The sequence below is a fragment of the Alistipes sp. CHKCI003 genome, assembly GCF_900021155.1.
Classification (GTDB): domain Bacteria; phylum Bacteroidota; class Bacteroidia; order Bacteroidales; family Rikenellaceae; genus Alistipes; species Alistipes excrementavium.
In genome coordinates this window covers 1-15,508 of record NZ_FCNT01000019.1, presented here as the reverse complement: position 1 = coordinate 15,508, position 15,508 = coordinate 1, and the positions used below count along the sequence as shown (strand labels likewise).

General features: G+C 62.6%; 12 protein-coding genes, 1 tRNA gene and 1 riboswitch. Of the genes, 6 read left to right on the top strand and 7 right to left on the bottom strand.

What is annotated here, in order from left to right; translation table 11 throughout:
• Window positions 1-272 precede the first annotated feature (272 nt).
• The gene (gene cmk / locus BN3659_RS03360; RefSeq protein WP_091534566.1) at window positions 273-992 is read right to left on the bottom strand and encodes a (d)CMP kinase; all 720 of its coding nucleotides are present in this window, start codon (window positions 990-992) and stop codon (window positions 273-275) included.
• The gene (locus BN3659_RS03355) at window positions 979-1,656 is read right to left on the bottom strand and encodes a LysE family translocator (RefSeq protein WP_091534564.1); all 678 of its coding nucleotides are present in this window, start codon (window positions 1,654-1,656) and stop codon (window positions 979-981) included. The genes cmk and BN3659_RS03355 overlap by 14 nt, the downstream gene beginning before the upstream one ends.
• Before the next feature lie 547 nt (window positions 1,657-2,203).
• Here BN3659_RS03355 and BN3659_RS03350 point away from each other — a divergent pair.
• Window positions 2,204-2,509, top strand: coding sequence for a DUF3467 domain-containing protein (locus BN3659_RS03350; RefSeq protein ID WP_091534643.1), 306 nt, complete (start codon window positions 2,204-2,206; stop codon window positions 2,507-2,509).
• 294 nt (window positions 2,510-2,803) lie between these two features.
• Here BN3659_RS03350 and BN3659_RS03345 read toward each other — a convergent pair whose 3' ends face one another.
• Together BN3659_RS03345 and lnt are read right to left on the bottom strand one after the other, a co-directional pair.
• Window positions 2,804-4,093 carry a bifunctional folylpolyglutamate synthase/dihydrofolate synthase gene (locus BN3659_RS03345; protein ID WP_091534563.1) on the bottom strand — a complete coding sequence of 430 codons (1,290 nt, stop codon included), beginning with the start codon at window positions 4,091-4,093 and terminating at the stop codon, window positions 2,804-2,806.
• A gap of 15 nt (window positions 4,094-4,108) precedes the next feature.
• A complete protein-coding gene (gene lnt, locus BN3659_RS03340) occupies window positions 4,109-5,698 on the bottom strand; it encodes an apolipoprotein N-acyltransferase (protein ID WP_091534562.1) in 1,590 nt (529 codons plus the stop codon).
• Window positions 5,699-6,129: 431 nt separating this feature from the next.
• Here lnt and fsa point away from each other — a divergent pair, with 431 nt between their 5' ends.
• The 3 genes from fsa to BN3659_RS03325 all read left to right on the top strand — a co-directional run bounded on the left by fsa (window position 6,130) and on the right by BN3659_RS03325 (window position 9,399).
• Window positions 6,130-6,786: a fructose-6-phosphate aldolase gene (gene fsa / locus BN3659_RS03335; RefSeq protein ID WP_091534561.1), complete on the top strand. Its 657-nt coding sequence runs from the start codon at window positions 6,130-6,132 to the stop codon at window positions 6,784-6,786.
• Between the two features lie 480 nt (window positions 6,787-7,266).
• Window positions 7,267-7,488, top strand: a riboswitch (cobalamin riboswitch).
• Window positions 7,473-7,670 carry a hypothetical protein gene (locus BN3659_RS13055; protein ID WP_171847689.1) on the top strand — a complete coding sequence of 66 codons (198 nt, stop codon included), beginning with the start codon at window positions 7,473-7,475 and terminating at the stop codon, window positions 7,668-7,670. (Overlaps the previous riboswitch by 16 nt.)
• Window positions 7,671-7,680: 10 nt before the next feature.
• Complete coding sequence (locus BN3659_RS03325; protein WP_091534641.1) at window positions 7,681-9,399, top strand: PKD-like domain-containing protein; 1,719 nt, start codon at window positions 7,681-7,683, stop codon at window positions 9,397-9,399.
• A gap of 1,969 nt (window positions 9,400-11,368) precedes the next feature.
• On the opposite strand, the gene BN3659_RS03315 is transcribed toward BN3659_RS03325, so the two are convergent.
• A tRNA-Thr gene (locus BN3659_RS03315) sits at window positions 11,369-11,440 on the bottom strand.
• Window positions 11,441-11,714: 274 nt separating this feature from the next.
• Here BN3659_RS03315 and BN3659_RS03310 point away from each other — a divergent pair.
• Window positions 11,715-12,410 (top strand): hypothetical protein, encoded by a 696-nt coding sequence (locus BN3659_RS03310; RefSeq protein WP_091534558.1) that lies wholly within the window; start codon window positions 11,715-11,717, stop codon window positions 12,408-12,410.
• Window positions 12,411-12,625: 215 nt separating this feature from the next.
• Here the strand turns inward: BN3659_RS03310 and BN3659_RS03305 are convergent, their stop codons facing one another.
• Both BN3659_RS03305 and murA read right to left on the bottom strand, forming a co-directional pair.
• On the bottom strand, window positions 12,626-13,195 hold the full coding sequence (locus BN3659_RS03305) for a thymidine kinase (protein WP_091534556.1): 570 nt from the start codon (window positions 13,193-13,195) through the stop codon (window positions 12,626-12,628).
• A 329-nt stretch (window positions 13,196-13,524) separates the two neighbouring features.
• Window positions 13,525-14,841: a UDP-N-acetylglucosamine 1-carboxyvinyltransferase gene (gene murA, locus BN3659_RS03300; protein WP_091534554.1), complete on the bottom strand. Its 1,317-nt coding sequence runs from the start codon at window positions 14,839-14,841 to the stop codon at window positions 13,525-13,527.
• Window positions 14,842-15,305: 464 nt separating this feature from the next.
• On the opposite strand from murA, the gene BN3659_RS13270 reads away from it, so the two are divergent.
• On the top strand, window positions 15,306-15,508 hold a 203-nt coding region (locus tag BN3659_RS13270; protein WP_216092786.1), incomplete at its 3' end, for a hypothetical protein.

Genomic DNA, 15,508 nt, shown 5'->3' with positions numbered 1-15,508 from the left:
CCGTTCGGTTCCGACGCCGCTCCTCATTGTCTCGCCTCCCCCCCCCATTGCGTTTCGTTGCGGCATCCTCTCCGTCTTGCCGTCCCGTCGCCGTTCCGCCGCCTCTTCCCGTCGTCTCTCTCCGACCCGTCCCGCGGCTGCTCCTTTCCGCTCTTTCTGGCGGCGGACGGAGCGGTCGCCCGACCCGGGAGAAATGCCTCCTGCCGCGTGCTGGGGCCGCCGGCCGGGCCGGAGCGGCGCTCCGGGTGCCGCCGCGGCAGAGGGTACGGGGCTTACCGCGCCGGCGCCCCGCACGTCTTGCGGTAGAGGTCCATAAACCATTCCATTTGCTCCTCGACGCTCATGCGGCTGTTGTCCAGCACCACGGCGTCGGCCGCCTGCCGCAGGGGCGCGACGGCGCGCGACATGTCCGCTTCGTCGCGCGAACGCACGTTGCGTTCGACCTCCGCGAGCGACACACAGTCGCCCTTGGCCCGCAGTTCGTCGTAGCGCCGGCGGGCGCGCACCGCGGGGTCGGCCGTCATGAAGAGTTTGAGCTCGGCGTCGGGGAAGACCACCGTGCCGATGTCGCGCCCGTCCATCACGACGCCCTTGCGGCGGCCCATCTCCTGCTGCATGGCCACCAGCTTGGCCCGCACCTCGGGGATGGCGCTCACGCGGCTCACGCAGTTGCTCACTTCGATCGTGCGGATGCGGCCCTCGGCCCGTTCGCCGTCGACGTAGATGTCGCTGGCGCCGCGCTCGGGGTTGAAGCGGAAGGCGATCGAGATGCGGTCGAGCAGCCGGACGACCTGCTCCTCGTCCACGATGCCCGAGCGGATGGCTCCGTGTTCGAGCGCATAGAGCGTAACGGCGCGGTACATGGCGCCCGTGTCGATGAAGATGTAGCCCAATCGTGCGGCGATGGCCTTGGCGAAGGTGCTCTTGCCGCACGAGGAGAAGCCGTCGACGGCGATGATGATCTTGCGGTCCGGTGTATTAGTGTCCGACATTGGGGAAGATATCGAAAAAGGTGGATAGAATCGTATAGATGCCCAGCACGCCGATGACGATGCCGGCCACGTGGTTGATCGTGAGCATGTGGCGCGGGCGGAAGCGGCGGCGGAACAGGTCGAGCACGAAGGCCAGCAGCGTCCACCACATGGCGGCCCCGCCGAAAAAGCCGACGATGACGAAGACCGCGCGCACGAAGCCGCCGAAACCTTCGCCCGTGAGGTCGCCGCTCGAAATCTTGAAGACGGCGAAGAAGGCGAGGATGTAGGGGACGACCATGATGAAGTTGGCGATCGTGAGCCCGAAGATCGAGGCGAAATCCTGCCAGAGGCTCGTTTTGCCGGCCCGGTTGCGGCGGATCTGCGGCACGGGGTTCTGCGAGAAGATGTAGACGCCCACGATCACCACGAAGATGCCGCCGACCACACGCAGCAGGGTGTTGTATTGTTCGATCTGCGTCTGGAGGATCGAGTAGAAAAAGAAGGCGGCCATGGCCATGAACGTGTCGGCGCAGGCGACGCCGATGCCCGAAACGATGCCGGACTTGCGGCTTTTCGAGAGGGTCCGCTGGATGCAGAGCACGGCGACGGGGCCGACGGTGATCGATGCGGCGATTCCGACGCAGATGCCCCTGAATAAGATCTCTATGATTTCGAATCCCATTTTTCTGTGCTCTCTGTGCGATTTCAGAACCCAAAGATACGAATAAGTCGGGCGCAAAAACAAATTTATTTGCATTTTGCCGGGCGGGAGTATCTGAGCCGAAGCCGAGGATACGAAAAAGAAGACCCGGGTGCGAAGGCGAATCCCGTTCGCATTTTACCGGCGAAGCGCCTGAAGCGAAGCCGAAAGGTGCGAAAAACGAAGGGGCCGGAGTTCGGCGCCGCGGAAAAAAAGTCGGTTTTCTCCTTCGTCTTCCCGCCCCGGCGATCTCCGGGCGAACCCGGGTTGCACCCGGCTTGTCGAAAACGCCGAATTGATTCCGTTCGTTTCCCGAGTTGTCGGAACCCGAACGAGTTCGGCTCTGCGATCGGCTTGATGAAACGGGTTCCGGCGACCCGCGCATGCGGGATGTTGATAAAAAAACGAAAACTTTGGCCGGATGCTTGCACCACGGAGGCCGAAAAGAGGTATTTTTGTGAATGCGCGGCGTGCGGAGTTTCCGCCTGCCGGCGCGAACGGAGTTGAAAACCTTAAAAATCGTATGACCATGGCGGAGATTAAGAAAGTAGGTCTGGATCTCGACCTCGACGAGACGGTCGCACAGGGGGTTTATTCGAACCTCGCGATCATTTCGCATTCCACTTCCGAATTCATCCTCGACTTCGCGGCCGTCCTTCCGGGGGTACCCAAGGCCAAGGTCAAGAGTCGCATCGTCCTGACGCCCGAACACGCCAAGCGGTTGCTGATCTCCTTGCAGGAGAACATCACCCGATACGAGAGCAACGTGGGCAAGATCGTGATCCCGAAGCCCCAGCAGCCCGACGGGATGGGACCCAAGATCGGGGAGGCGTAGCGGAGGCGCGGTGCCGGGCTTCGGCGGGAGCGGTCCTGCGGTCGCGGCGCCTTTTCCCCACCCGCACCGGCCGACGGCCGGTGCGGAACGCCGGCAGGCAAAACGGCAGCCGGCGCGCACGCCGCATGCGAGACGGCATGGCGGTGGGTCGGGGTTGTACGGCGCTGGCTTCCGCTTGGGGCTGCTGCGGCTTCGGCATGCGCAGCGTGTACATGGGCGAGCGGGCTCGCCGCCGGTGCGAACGAACGGAGCAGGTCCGGGGAAAAGGACCTGCTCCGTTCGTCCGGGGGCGGATCACAGCGCTTCGCCGACGACGTAGGTGCTGCCGCCGATGAAGATCATGTCGGCCTCCGTGGCGAGCTCGCGGGCCCGTTCCACGGCTTGAGGCACGGTTTCGATCGCTTCGCCGCTGAGGCCGTAGATGGAGGCTTTGGCGGCGAGCTCCTGCGCGGGGACGGAGCGTTCGCTCTGCGCCTGCGTGAAGAGGTAGTGTGCCTCGCGCGGCAGATGCGGCAGGATGTGGGCGAGGTCCTTGTCCTTGACGAAGCCTACGACGCAGTAGAGTTTTTCGTACTTCGATTCGCGCAGCTGTCGGGCTACGTAGGCGATTCCGTGGGGGTTGTGGCCCGTGTCGCAGATCGTGAGCGGAGCGTCCGCGAGCTTCTGCCAGCGTCCCAGAAGGGAGGTGTTGGCCGCGGCGTCGCGCATGCCTTCGAGGTAGGCGCGGCGGCTGATCGACAGCGGGGTCTCCTCGTGCATGAAATCCAGAGCGGCCGTAGCCGTGATGACGTTGTGGTATTGATAGAGACCCGCCATGTCCAGTTCGACCTCGAATTCGTGGCCGTCGCGCGTCCGCACCAGCCGGAATCCCTGACGGTCGCCCTGTCTGCCCAGCGGCGTGCATGCCACGGCCTGCTCGGCATAGATGAGTTTCGAGCGGTTTTCGGCGGCGACCGTCTCGAAGACCTCGTTGTAGGCCGGATTCGCTTCGCCGAGGATGACGGGGATGCTCTTTTTGATGATGCCGGCCTTCTCGCGGGCGATCTTCCGGAGCGTGTCGCCCAGCAGCGCCGTGTGTTCGAGGCCGATGTTGGTAACGATGCTCACGATCGGCAGGATGAGGTTCGTGGCGTCGAGCCGTCCGCCCAGCCCCGTTTCGATCACGGCCACCTCGACGTCGCTCTGCGCGAAATAGTCGAACGCGAGCGCCGCGGTCATCTCGAAGAACGAGAGTTCCGACGCGACCATCACGTCGTGGTGCTTGTCCACGAAGTTCACGACCTTCTGCTTGGGGATCATCTCGCCGTCGACGCGGATGCGCTCGCGGAAATCCTTCAGGTGGGGCGAGGTGAAAAGCCCCGTGCGGTAGCCGGCCTGCTGAAGCACCGCGGCGATCATGTGCGACACGGAGCCTTTGCCGTTGGTGCCCGCCACGTGTACGGTGAAGAAGTTGCGCTGGGGGTTGCCCAGATGACGGCAGAACGAGGTGATGCGCTCCAATCCCGGCTTGTAACCCGAGGTGCCCGTCCGTTCGTAGGCGGGCAGCGACGAGAAGAGGAATTCGAGGGTCTGGGTGTAGTTCATATCGTAGGATGAGTATTAGGATACGAGGTAGTTCTTCTTTTTGAAGCGGTAGGCGACGTAGTAGAGCACGCACAGCAGCATGACGTACTGCGCGATGCGGCCCAGATAGTCGCCGTAGCGGGTGTAGACCGTCTCGGAGGAACGGAGCCGCACCTCGTCCGTCAGCACGCCCCGTTCGTCCCAGCCGAGCGTCGGCCCCACGTCGCCCCGCGCGTCGATGAAGCCCGACATGCCCGTATTGGCCGAGCGCGCGATGGCGCGGCGGTGCTCCACGGCCCGAAGGCGCGAGATCGAGAAGAGGTGTTTGTAACCCGGGGTGTCGCCCCACCAGCCGTCGTTCGAGATGATGAACATGGCCTGCGCCCCGCGGCGGACGAAGCCGCCGAAGAAGTCGCCGTAGAGCCCTTCGTAGCAGATCGCGGGGCCGACGCGCACGCCGTCGTGTTCGAAGGCGGTGCCGTGCTGCCCCACACCCAGCTGGCCCAGTGTGCCGCCGAGGTCGATCACCAGAAAGTCGAGCCACTCGAAGAGCCACGGCAGCGGCGTCTTCTCGGCGCCGATCACCAGCCGCCCTTTGTGGTGGAGCTGGATGCGGCCCGCGCTGTCGAGGCCCACGGCCGTGTTGAAGTGGTCGTACCAGCCGCCGTCGCGGTCCTTCCGCGCGGTGCGGCTCCGAAGCTCGGGCCGGTAGGCCCGGTTGGTGTTGGCGCCCGTAACGAGCAGCGCTTCGGGGTGCGCCGCCCGGAGCGAATCCCGAAGTTCGGTCCAGAACGGTCCGCGGACGTCCGCGAAATATTTGGCGGCTCCCAGCTGCGGCTCCCAGTAGTAGCCCGGGACTGCCGTCTCGGGCAGGACGATGAACTGTGCGCCGGAGGGCACCTCCGAAATGAGGTCCACGATGTTGCGCTCCTGCCATGCGTCGTCGCCGTGGAATTTGGCATAAACGTCGACATCGGGCTGTACGATCGCCACCCGCACCGACCCTTCGTCGGGCTGCCGGTAGGTCGCATAGAGGAGGCCGGAGACGATCATCGGGACGAACAGCACGACGGCCGCGGCGATCCACCGGCCGGCGCGGCGCGGCGCCCGCAGCGCTTCGAAGAGGAGGATGTTCGCGGCGAGCACCCAGAGCGAACCGCCGAATACGCCCGTGTATTCGTACCACTGCACCAGCCGCACGTCGTGCGAGAATCCGTTGCCCAGAATGAGCCACGGCCACGAGAACTCGCCGACGGTGTACCAGTATTCGGTGGTGATCCATGCCGCGACGAGCAGGACGTAGGCGAGGGCCTTGGGGGCTTTTTTCGAGACCGTGTGGAAGAGCATGAAGGCGATCATGTTCAGCGTCGTCGAGGCGAGCGTCGCGGCGAATGGCCCGACCGGCGTGGCATACCAGATCCACCAGACGGTCATCGCATTCCAGAGCGTGAAGGCGAGCAGCGACCAGCCGAAGACGCGCCACCACGAGCGGCGCGAGGCGTCGTACGAGGCGCTGATCCACAGCAGGGGTACGAACGCCGCGAAGAGACCCAGACCCGTCGCGCCGAGCCACCCCGCCGAGAGCAGGAGAGCCGACAGGAGGACCGCTGCGAATCTGAGTACCATGGAGTGCGAGATTTTACGGCGGCAAAAGTAGTCAAACCCGCCCACATTTCAAAGATAATTCCGAATATTTCGCTGCGGGCCGGCGGCCTTTCCTCAATATATCCTGCGGAGGCCGGAGGCTCGCCGTTCGCAGGCTTCGCGGCGCCCGGGAAGAGAGGGCGTTTCGTCGGGTCGAAGACGTGCGGGCGCTGCCGGGCGCCGCGCCGCACGGCCCGGAGAGGCGCTTGTGCGCCGGAGCAGCGGTCCGAAACCGTTCGCTCCGAAAACCGCCGCGTGCAGGAGGCGCCCCCCCCCGAAGCCTTTGCGTTCCGAAGGGGTCGGGAATCGGATTTTCGGGAACCGGGCGTCGAAAATCCGGACGGTTTTCCCGGCGTATGCTTTTTTTTCGTATCTTTAGGCGCTCGAAAACATGTAAACCTATCCATAAATCTATGAAATTCTTTATCGATACCGCCAATCTGGCCCAGATCCGCGAGGCCAACGAATTGGGTGTGCTCGACGGCGTAACGACCAACCCCTCGCTCATGGCCCGCGAGAACATCCGCGGCGAGGAGGCATGCCGCCGCCACTATGTCGAGATCTGCAACATCGTCGACGGCGACGTGAGCGCCGAGGTGATCGCCACCGATTTCGACGGCATGGTCCGCGAGGGCGAAGAGCTCGCGGCGCTGCATCCCAACATCGTGGTGAAGCTGCCGTGTACGGCCGAGGGCATCCGTGCCGTGAAATATTTCGCACGGAAAGGCATCCGCACCAACTGTACGCTGGTCTTTTCGGTCGGTCAGGCGTTGCTCGCCGCCAAGGCGGGCGCTACGTATGTGTCGCCCTTCGTCGGCCGTCTGGACGATATTTGCGAGGACGGGGTGGAGCTGGTGGCGCATATCGTGCGGATGTATCGCTACTATGGGTTCGAGACGCAGGTGCTCGCCGCTTCGATCCGCCATACGCAGCACATCGTGCAGTGCATGGACGCCGGCGCCGATGTGGCGACCTGTCCGCTCGCGGCGATCAAGGGACTGCTCAAGCATCCTCTGACCGACAGCGGGCTGGCTCAGTTCCTCGCCGATCACGCGAAGGCGAACGCATAGCCGCCGCTGAGCTCTTCGGACCATCGCACGGGTCGGCGCCGAATTTGCAGGGCGGCGCCTACCCGTCGGGTTCGGCGGGCGGGGCGTGTGAGGATACGAAGCGTCGAAGGGTACGGCCCGGGGGAGCGTATCGCAGCGTGTAGGGCCGGACCGGGGTGCCGTTCGCGGCGCGGCTGTCCGCCCGCCGGGGGCGCTCTTTGTGGACGGGCGGGGCGGTGTCCGCTGTCCGCCGGCGAACCATTGCGGCGGGCTGCGAGGCGTCCGGAATCCGCAGTATTTCCCGCCGCATTTCCCGCCGCATTTCCCGCCGCATTTCCCGCCGCATTTCCCGCCGCATTTCCCGCCGCATTTCCCGCCGCCTGACGCCGAAAGGCGGCCGGCGAGCTGCCCCTCCCCTTCTCCGACTGCCGGGCGGTCGGACCGTTCGGGGCGGCCGGACATTTTATTTTCGCTGCGGCGGTTCCGCGTCCGGATTTTTTCGTATATTTGCACCGCAAAGGTTCTCCGGCCGCACTCCGCATAGCAGGAGCCGCGAATGGGGATGAAAAGGGAATGCAGTGAGAATCTGCGACAATGCCCGTTGCTGTGTGTTCCGGCCCTGCGGGGCGAAAAAGTTTTACCATCTGTTGCCACTGGCCCCACGGGCCGGGAAGGCGTAAAACGGGAACGAGTCAGAAGACCTGCCGATGCGTACCATAAGATTTGCAGCCTGCGGGATGACGGGCGGAAATCGAAACGACGTTCGTATCACCGCTGTTTTCCGAGAAGCGAAAGAGTTTTTCCCGTTTGCTGCGATCCGTTTTGAATTTCCGGTGCTGCCGTTTCCCGCCGCGGGAGGCGGCCTGTTTTTTTTGAGGGCTCCGGATTTTGAAACGAATGGATAACGATACGGAAATGAAGAGATTGTTGTTTTGCGTTTTCGCGGCGTGCGCCGTACTCGCCTCGTGCAACAAGGATGAGGAGATCGGTGTGCCGGCGGCTCGGAAGCCTGTGATTACGCTCGACAGCGAAACGGCTGTCTACAAGGTGAAGGCGGGCCGCGATCTGACGATCAGCCCCTCCTACGAAAATGCGGACGACGCGCAGTACGCATGGACGATCGACGGCAGGGTCGTGGGGCGCGGTCCCTCCTATACGTTCCGCAGCGAGACGACGGGCCGGGTGTTCGTCGGGCTGAGCGTTACGACCGCCGCGGGCTCCGCTTCGGAGGAGCTGCGCATCGACGTGGTAGAGTTGGAGATTCCGGCCGTCAGCCTCGCCGGTGCGGACGAAGGGTTCATGGTGCTGGCAGGAAAGCCGCTCGAACTGAAACCTCTCGTGGCCGAGACGTCGCTTCCGACGACCTATTCGTGGCGCGTGGACGGCACGGAGGTCTCCGCCGAGAAGGACTATGTCTTCATGCAGGAGCAGTCCGGCGAATACACGCTCCGCTTCGAAGCCCGCAACGAGGACGGCGAGGATGCCGTGGAGTTCGGCGTGCGGGTCAGCACGGCCGACGAGATGCCTTTCTCGTGGACGTTCGACCGCACGGAGTACAACCTCTCCTCGGGCCGTGCGATCCGCCTCTCGCCGCTCGACATCGAGAGTACGCTCGATGCCCTCTATACGTGGACGATCGACGGCGAGCAGGTGCAGCAGAGCGGCGATCCGGCCTTCGTGTTCGACCGCACGGAGCAGGGGACCTATGCCGTGGCGGTCGTGATGACCAATGCGCTCATGAGCGTCGAGCAGACGCTGACGGTGCATGTCTGCCCGCCCGAGGGACGCTACTACCGCGCGAAGACGGCCGCCAGCTCCGCGGACTGCGATCGGGTCTGCGAATTCCTGCCGGCGCCCGGACAGTTCGTCAACGAAGTTTATACGGCCGCGACGATGGAGGAGGCTTGCGCCGTCGCCGAGAAATTGCTGGCGGCGGGCTCCTATGTCTCGCTGGGCGGCTTCGGAGGGTCGATCGTCGTCGGGTTCGACCACAGCATCGACAACTCGGGGGGCGACTACGACTTCGCCGTCGAGGGCAATTCGTTCGAGAGCTCCTCGGAGCCGGGGATCGTGTGGGTGATGCAGGACGAAAACGGAGACGGTCTGCCGAACGATACGTGGTACGAGCTGAAAGGCTCGGAGTGGGGCAAGCCCGAGACCGTGCAGGACTATGCCGTAACCTACTATAAACCGGCCTCCGAGGGCATGGACGTGCAGTGGACCGACAATCGCGGCGGTACGGGGACGATCGACCATCTGGCATTCCACGAGCAGGCCTACTATCCCGCATGGGTCGAAGCCGAGAGCTATACGCTGCGCGGCACGCGGCTCGAAGCGCGCAACTACGACCAGTCGGGCGACGGCACCTACTGGATTCTGCCGCCCTACGATTGGGGATATGCCGACAATTACAGCTCCGTAGACCGCTTGACGAACCGTCCGAACAGCACGGCGGCGGCCAATGCCAACCGCTTCCGGATTTCGGATGCCGTGCGTTTCGACGGACAGCCGGCGAATCTCAGGTATGTCGACTTCGTAAAGATCCAGACCGGCATCAACGCCAAGTGCGGCTGGCTGGGTGAAGCCTCGACCGAGGTGCTCGGCGTGTACGACTGCCGCGTCTCGAAACGGTAGAGGACCGCGCCGCAGTGTGCCGGCCGCTGTTGCGGAGCCGAAGAAGAGAGGCGTGCGGCGTGCACGGTCCGGGAGTTTTCCCGCAGATCCCGATCCGCCGCCTGCGCCGGAATCCGGAGAATGCCATGAGAGATTAGTTCGTTGTTATCTGCCATATAACAATACAATCCGGGTTCTTGCGGGGCGGTTTTCCGGGAGGCTGTCTGAAACATGTCAGGCAGCCTCTTTTTTTGGCACATCGGCTCTTCGGGCTCTTTTTCCGATTGTGCGGTTTTCCAAGGAGGGGCGGAGTTCGGTCGGACGACCCGTTCTCTCTTGTGCGGCCTTCGCACGGGATCGGCCTCTCTCCGTGCGTCGGACAACGCGATGCGGACGCCCCCTACGCAGGCAGCCGGGAAAGGGAGGCGGGCGTGTACGGCCGGGGTTTGTCCGGAATGGACGGGCGCAGGTCGTGGACCGTGCGGAGATGCCGGCAGGCGTCGGCGGATGAGACAAACGGATATAAATATGTCGAATATGGTTCCGTTCCCGGAAACCTGCTGGATGTAACGGAATCTTTTTTTATATTTACACTGAAAATATCGTAATAGCATTTGCTGTTGTTTTGACCGAAAAAAACGCCAATTTTTTATACGATGTCGAGAACAATAGAGCGAATGCCCGCGTTTGTGCGGGCATTTTCTTATTGGCATCGGTGGTTTGGCGTAAACCTTTCGGTTGATAAAGGCGTCTGCACATTCTGAAGGCTTCCGGATTCCCGGGAGCCTTTCTTCATCCGGGCGCGTCGCACCGGCAAAGATCGGGGTACGTCCGGTCGGAGCGAGCTGCGGTGAAACCGATAAAGTACGACTTTTTTCTGGAATTCGAAAACAGACGGATATTCGGCCGTCGGACCGAATTGCTGCGAACGTTCCCCTCTCCTCTATTTCCGCACGAAATAGGGCGGTGGAGCCGGTCAGAGCCGTGGTTCGTATCCAAATTGTCCCTATGCACCGAACCGGTTGCGTCTCCGGAGAAGCAGCCGTGAAACCTCCGATGAATCGACCGCCCCGGGATTTGTGCTCGGGCGGGAATGTTAGTCTGGGAAAAATCGTAAATCTCATTGTGCTGGATTCGGCTTTCTGTCCCATCGGTTAGGGAGGTGTCGCCAAACATGCGATCCGAAAATAATCTCCAGCGGGAAGTACGAGTTGTCCGTGATATATATCCATGATTGAAACAGAGCGCTTCGCCTTCTGAATATAGACTTACGCATCGTTGGCGATACGGTTCAACAACAGCCGCGAATCTGCCGAAAGGGCTCGGCGACGGGTAGAGGCTCGTTCGGAGTAATGCAATGCGCCGATTCTTGTCGGTTGCGGACGATGTGCAGTTCGCCATAGGGAATATCGCCCCGTTGCCGTGCCCGCTCAGCGTATGGTTTTGCACAAGATGAGAAACGGTTGTTCCTCGGATGCGGAATCGTCGCATCCTGCGGCAAAGAGCGGCGCGAATGCGAAAAACGAACGTGGGAAAGTTTTCATGGGCAGGTTGTAATCGAGGCCCGGTTTTTCCGCGGGGTTCCGGCTCTTAGGCAAATATAAATAGAATCGGTTATGCCGAATTTTTGTCATCGCTGTTTGATTCTTGGTCCGGATATATTTTTTGGGCAGGCGCATCCGTTTTGCAGTGAGGCGGAAGCCCCTCGCAAAGAGGGGCGACTGAGAGTGTCTATACTAAAAGATGTTTCGGCAGCCGTCTCGGACAGAAAATAAATAGAGACTCGGCAATCGACCGCCTTCGGGAGCCGAAGCCGAGATCGGACTTCGCTGCGCCCGTTTTGTCTCTTCTGCTTGCAGCGGGGAAGGGAGCTGTCGAAGGTGCGGAAGTCGCTGCGCGACATAGGGCCCGAAACGAAAAAACCGCTTTCAAGCATACTTGAAGCGGTTTTTCCATTCGTTCCTGCACCTGCGGCGCTGACGCATTTCCGAGCCGAAACCGAGATTTGAACTCGGGACCCCTTCATTACGAGTGAAGTGCTCTACCGCTGAGCTATTTCGGCAACCGGAGGAATCGGGTTCCTCTTTCGGAGTGCAAATATCCGAAAAAAAATCGTTCCCCGCAAGATTTCTTCGAAATTTCTCGCATTTCTTGTTATATTCGCGCAAAATCTAACCCGAATGAAGTCATTTTCGGTCTGTATGGTGCCGCCTCATGCGACGGCGTGCCGCGCCTGTGAGGGCTGTCGCCGGCACCCTTGCGGTCCCGCTTCGGCGGTGCCGGCCGTTCGCAGGTGCGTGCCATTCTCCCGATACTGATTTCTAAAATGCGTAAAGATGCAGAAAGCGACGCTCAACCCCACGCCCGACCAGACCTTCGAAGTGGTCGGCGGCGGAGACTATGATTTCGTGAAAGTGTTGTCCCGTTCGCGGGAAATGCAGGAGGCGGGCGACGTCCGAGAAGCCTGCGATATGCGTTTTCAGGCGGTCCGGCGATTGCAGGACCTGCTGCCCGAAGAGGAGGAGACGAACCTCGAATGGAACCACCGCAACACCCGGGCGGCGCTCGAAACGATCTTCGCTTCGGCCATCGACCACTTTCTGATCGACGACTTCGAGATGTCGGCGGCACTGCTGGAGTTGCTGCTGGAACTCGATCCCGAGGATCATCAGGAGGCGGTCGTGCTGCTTGCGTACGACTATGTGGCGCTCGGCGAGCAGGAACTCTTCGACGAAGTGCTGAACGACGTAACGGACAAATACCCCAGCCGGACGCTGTTGCTGCTCTGGTCGTCTTTCCGGCGCGAGGGCCGTCTGCCCGAAGGTGAGTTGAGGCGGTTCCGCACGCGCTATGCTCCGTGGTTCGCGGAGTTTACGGCGGCGGAACACCCTGCGGACGAGGCCTATCTGCGCGATATAGAGAGCGCCCGTCCTTCGACCGGAGCGCAGGCGCGCGAGTTGTGGCTTCAGACGGAGAATCTTTGGCGTCGCTGGCCCGAATTCATCGAAGCGCTGCGCGCAGCCGCGAAATAGCCCTCCTCCGCTCTCTCGGCCCGACGAGGATCCGGCGGGTTCCTGTCCGGACGATCCGCCTCTTCCGTCCGTGAGCCGTTCCGGCAGGTCCGGCGCCGGCGACTGTCCGCCGGCTGACGTGGCGTTTGCGGGGCGGCTTCTCCCGACGTCGCGGCTGCGTAGGGCGGCGCCGGCGCGGTCGCCGTCGGGTGCGGGCATCCGGCGATGGACGAACCCTATCTTTGTTTCGTCAGTTCCGCGAAACAGTGGCGGCAGATCGGCTCGTAGGTGTCCTGAGCGCCGAGCATCACCTGTTTGTCGCCGGCCGTGAGGCGGTGGGAGTGGTGGGCGAGGTTGCCGCAGCGGACGCAGATCGCGTGCACTTTGGTTACGTATTCGGCCGTGGCCATCAGCGCCGGCATGGGTCCGAAAGGTTTGCCCGTATAGTCCATGTCGAGCCCGGCGACGATCACGCGCACGCCGTTGTCGGCGAGCCTGCGGCAGACGTCGACGATGCCGGCGTCGAAGAACTGCGCTTCGTCGATGCCCACGACATCCACGTCCGCGGACATGAGCAGAATGTTCTGCGCCGTATCCACCGGTGTCGAACGGATGGCGTGCGCATCGTGCGAGACGACCTCCTCTTCGGAGTAGCGCACGTCGATGCGGGGTTTGAAGATCTCGACTTTCTGATTGGCGAACTTGGCCCTTTTCAGGCGGCGGATCAGCTCCTCCGTCTTGCCCGAAAACATCGAGCCGCACACCACTTCGATCCAGCCTTTGCGGCTGGCGTTTTCCAAAAACATAAAGTCCCTTAATTTCTATAATTAGCAAGTCGTCGATACGGGTCTCCGCACATTCGTGCGGCTCCGTCCGTTTTTATCGGTCGCTTTCGGAGGCGTTTCGGCTCGGCGTCGCATCGGGTCCGCGCTTTCGGCAGTCGTTCTCCCGCCTCGGCGGAGCCGGCGCACGATTCGGCTTTTCGTCCGGTTCGGCGAAAACAAGCCGCAGGCGTTTCCGCTGTTTTTCGGGTTGGGGCGCTTGCGGCGGGCGTACGGACCGCAGCCCGGCCTCTTTGCGGACGTGCTCCGCAGCCCGCACCCGCTTTTGCCGCCCCCCCCCTCTTTCTTGTCGGTTATCGGCAGTCGTCCATGCGGACGATGCGGGCGCCGAGGGCGTTGAGCCGGCCGTCGATGTCCTTGTATCCGCGGTCGATCTGCTCGATGTTCTGGATCGTGCTGCGCCCTTCGGCGCTCATGGCGGCGATCAGCAGCGCGACGCCCGCACGGATGTCGGGCGAGGTCATGCGCGTGGCCCGCAGCCGGATGCGATGGTCGTGGCCGATGACCGTGGCGCGGTGGGGGTCGCAGAGGATGATCTGGGCTCCCATGTCGATGAGTTTGTCGACGAAGAACAGACGGCTTTCGAACATCTTCTGGTGGATCAGTACGGCGCCTTTGGCCTGCGTGGCCACCACGAGGAAGATCGACAGCAGGTCGGGTGTGAGGCCCGGCCACGGGGCGTCGGCGATCGTCATGATCGATCCGTCGATGAAGGTCTCGATGCTGTAATGGTCCTGTTGCGGGATGTAGATGTCGTCGCCCCGCTGTTCGAAGCGGATGCCCATGCGGGCGAACTGTGCGGGGATGATGCCCAGATCGTCGTAGGAGACGTTCTTGAGGGTCAGTTCCGACTGCGTCATGGCGGCCATGCCTATGAAACTGCCCACTTCGATCATGTCGGGGAGCAGCGTATGTTCCGTCCCGCCGAGCGATTCGACGCCTTCGATCGTGAGCAGGTTCGAGGCGCAGCCCGAAATGCGGGCGCCCATGCGGTTGAGCATGCGGCATAACTGCTGGATGTAGGGTTCGCAGGCCGCGTTGTAGAGGGTCGTCGTCCCCGGGGTCAGCACGGCGGCCATGATGAGGTTGGCCGTGCCGGTTACGGAGGCTTCGTCGAGGAGCATGTAGGTGCCCCGGAGCGTTTTGCCTTCGACGGTGAAGAACTCTTCGCCGGCGTCGAAGTTGAATTCCGCGCCGAGTTTCCGGAACCCGAGGAAATGGGTGTCGAGCCGGCGGCGGCCGATCTTGTCGCCGCCCGGTTTGGAGATGAAGCCCACGCCGTAGCGGGCCAGCATCGGTCCGATGAGCATCACCGAACCGCGCAGACGGGCGCAGCGGCGGCGGTAGTCCTCGCTGCGGATGTAGTCGAAGTCGAGGTCGCGGGCGCGGAACGTGTAGGTGTCTTCCGACGGATGTTCCACTTCGACGCCCATTTTGCCGAGCAGTTCGATGAGTTGCAGTACGTCGAGAATCTGAGGTACGTTGCGCACCGTGATCCGCTCGGGGGTCAGCAGCGTGGCGCAAAGGATCTGCAGCGCCTCGTTCTTGGCGCCCTGCGGGGTGATTTCCCCGTGGAGGCGGCGGCCCCCTTCGACCTGAAAAATTGCCATTGTACGAAATTTTCACCAAAGTTAGGAAAAACTGGGAAAAAGGACAAAGGTCGGGGCGGTTTTACGAACGCCTTCGGAAATTGGAAAGTGCGGAGAGCCTATCCCACCTCCCGGCCCGGCCCGTCTCGGTCGGCCCGCCGCTTCGGTCCGAACCTGCCTCAAGTCTCCCGCGCTTCGGTCCGAATTCGTTTCTGTTCCTTCTTCGGGTCTCACCGTCGGATCGCCCCGTCGGTACGGCCCGTTCGCCGCCTGCTGATCCGCCCCCCCCGGTTCGGGCCGCGCCGGACGCCTTTCCGCTGCGCGATGCGCGCACGGCGGGGCTCCCTGTCCCCGGCCTTACCGGCGGTTTTATATCATACCCCTCGAAGTTTTCCGTCCCGCAGCCCGCACGAACTTGCAGAGCCGGGAAAAATCGCGTACATTGCAGGTGAAGATCGAGTGTGCACACTTAATATTTCTCGCCTGTGAATAAAAAATTGTTACTCCCGATCCTATGTGCTGCCGCGTGGTGGCTGCCGCCGTCCTGTTCGGTCGACACCGCACCCTCGGAGCCGCCCGTCCGGGACGGGGCGGGCCTCACCGCGGCCGCGGCCCGCGAATTTTACGAAACCGCCCGTCCGGTCCGCACCCGCTCGGGAGAAGCGACCGCCGGGGCGCTCACGCTCGG

Bases quoted from the DNA above. Each gene is read 5' to 3' on its own strand.
- cmk (WP_091534566.1), bottom strand. From the start codon at position 992: ATGTCGGACACTAATACACCGGACCGCAAGATCATCATCGCCGTCGAC.
- BN3659_RS03355 (WP_091534564.1), bottom strand. From the start codon at position 1,656: ATGGGATTCGAAATCATAGAGATCTTATTCAGGGGCATCTGCGTCGGA.
- BN3659_RS03350 (WP_091534643.1), top strand. From the start codon at position 2,204: ATGGCGGAGATTAAGAAAGTAGGTCTGGATCTCGACCTCGACGAGACG.
- BN3659_RS03345 (WP_091534563.1), bottom strand. From the start codon at position 4,093: ATGAACTACACCCAGACCCTCGAATTCCTCTTCTCGTCGCTGCCCGCC.
- lnt (WP_091534562.1), bottom strand. From the start codon at position 5,698: ATGGTACTCAGATTCGCAGCGGTCCTCCTGTCGGCTCTCCTGCTCTCG.
- fsa (WP_091534561.1), top strand. From the start codon at position 6,130: ATGAAATTCTTTATCGATACCGCCAATCTGGCCCAGATCCGCGAGGCC.
- BN3659_RS13055 (WP_171847689.1), top strand. From the start codon at position 7,473: ATGCGTACCATAAGATTTGCAGCCTGCGGGATGACGGGCGGAAATCGA.
- BN3659_RS03325 (WP_091534641.1), top strand. From the start codon at position 7,681: ATGAAGAGATTGTTGTTTTGCGTTTTCGCGGCGTGCGCCGTACTCGCC.
- BN3659_RS03310 (WP_091534558.1), top strand. From the start codon at position 11,715: ATGCAGAAAGCGACGCTCAACCCCACGCCCGACCAGACCTTCGAAGTG.
- BN3659_RS03305 (WP_091534556.1), bottom strand. From the start codon at position 13,195: ATGTTTTTGGAAAACGCCAGCCGCAAAGGCTGGATCGAAGTGGTGTGC.
- murA (WP_091534554.1), bottom strand. From the start codon at position 14,841: ATGGCAATTTTTCAGGTCGAAGGGGGCCGCCGCCTCCACGGGGAAATC.